Source organism: Arthrobacter sp. 10N418, assembly GCF_056394725.1.
On sequence record NZ_JBFTIK010000061.1, the window covers coordinates 1 to 1,931 of the forward strand.

Genomic DNA, 1,931 nt, shown 5'->3' on the forward strand with positions numbered 1-1,931 from the left:
TCAAACCCCGGGGAGAGGCTCCCGCCGCTGAAGCGGTCGGGTTCAGTAAGGAAGTGGGCAGATCTCATGGCCACCGACGGGCAGTTTTCCTGGCCGTCAGTGGGCAGTTCCGTGGCCGCCTACGGGCAGTTTTTCATGGCCGCTAACACTCCTGAACAAGCCGGTAGAGATCCTCTACCGTTGTTCTTTGGCGAAGAACGCCGAAACTTTTTTCAGGAAGTCATTCTCCCTTTCCAGCTCCCGCAGCCAGGCCTCCATCGCCTTGTATCTCGCGGGATCCACCGGATCATCAGGCTTGCCGCCGGCCCCGCCCTCTCCTGCCCGATGCAGCTGCACCCACCGGAACCGGACCCGACCACGAACAAGCACCGCACTACGGGGCGACTCTCATGCTGGAAATCGACGAACTTCATGGCGGCGGGTTCCTCCTTTCCGAACATCTCATGGAGAAGGGAACCGCCACCTGCATGATCACCCGACGGCGCGGCCCTCCACTAAGTGGCGCGCACCATCAACGGCGCAGCGGAGCTCGTTGCCCCAAGCGAACACAACTCACACTGCGGAACTCCGCCCCATAAGCCGCCGGCGTGGTCAATATCCTTCCACGAACACTCGTTCGCTAGGTCAAGAGTCAACGAAATCCGGGGCAGTCCCTTCGGGAACAACACGCCCGGGCCCTACGTGTCAGGCTGGAACGGTACCAACGTCTCATAGCAAGTCCGTTTAATCACGTGGGGCGAGAGCCAGGAACCCAGTAATCATGTCCAGTCCAGTTTTGAGTGCAGTACGCGAAGATAGTGCTGTGAGTAGTAGTAGTAGTAGTACGGGGAATCGGTCGGGAAGGTCTCGGCGGATCAGGCCGAGAACGCGCGTTTGCGCCGCCAGTTAGAGGTGAGTGAGAGCCGGTTGAAGAAGACCGAGGCAGCCCTGGATCTGATGGGAAAACTACAGGCGTTCTTAGAGAGCGCCTCCGAGGATATGCCGGACGGGCCCCGGTCCAGGAAACGCTGATGGCCACGTACCGGTCGATGCTGGAACTGAAGATCCCATCACGCCGGGCGGCATCGTTGACGGGTGTTTCCCGGACGACCGCGAACCGGAAACCGGCCCCGCCGCGGGACCAGATGCCGGTGGTGCCGCAGAACAAGCTCAGCGCCGCCGAGCGCGCCGTGATCCTGTCAGCGCTGAACTCGCCGGAGTTCGTGGACCTGGCACCCGTGCAGGTCTACACGAAGCTGCTGGACCAGGGAATCTATCTGGGATCGTTGTCGACGTTTTACCGCGTGCTGGAGGAAAACAAACAGGTCAAGGAACGCCGCCGGCTGGCCAAACACCCGCCCCGGGCGGTTCCCGAGCTGGTCGCCACAGCTCCGGGCCAGGTGTTCACGTGGGACATTACAAAGCTCGCGGGCCCGGTCAGGGGAAAGTATTTCGACTGCTACATGATGGTCGATATCCATTCCAGGTTCATCGTCGGCGCGCACGTCCATGGCACTGAATCCGGGGTCCTGGCCGTGGAAATGATGAAAGAAATCTTCGGGATCCACGGCATCCCGAAGGTCGTGCACGCGGACCGGGGAACGTCCATGACATCCAAAACCGTCGCAGCGCTGCTCTCGGACCTGGAGGTCACACGGTCCCACTCCAGACCCCGGGTCAGCAACGACAATCCGTACAGCGAGGCGCTGTTCAAGACCCTGAAATACGGCCCGGAATTCCCGGAACGCTTCGCCTCAGTCCACGACGCCGGGGCATTTATCACTGGCTTCGTGGACTGGTACAACCATCACCACCAGCACTCTGGCATTGGCTTCCACACACCCGCGAACGTCCACTACGGCCATGCCGCCGCCGTGGCCAAAGAACGCTCGGCAACGCTCGCCGCAGCCCGGGCGAAACACCCCGAACGCTTCACCACCACGACCGATCCC

The 1,931-nt window shown here is 61.5% G+C and carries 1 pseudogene; it reads left to right on the forward strand.

Annotation, left to right across the window (positions count from 1 at the left end):
• Positions 1-825: 825 nt before the first annotated feature.
• A pseudogene (locus AC1DCZ_RS19300) lies at positions 826-1,931 on the forward strand (transposase); the annotation flags it as partial.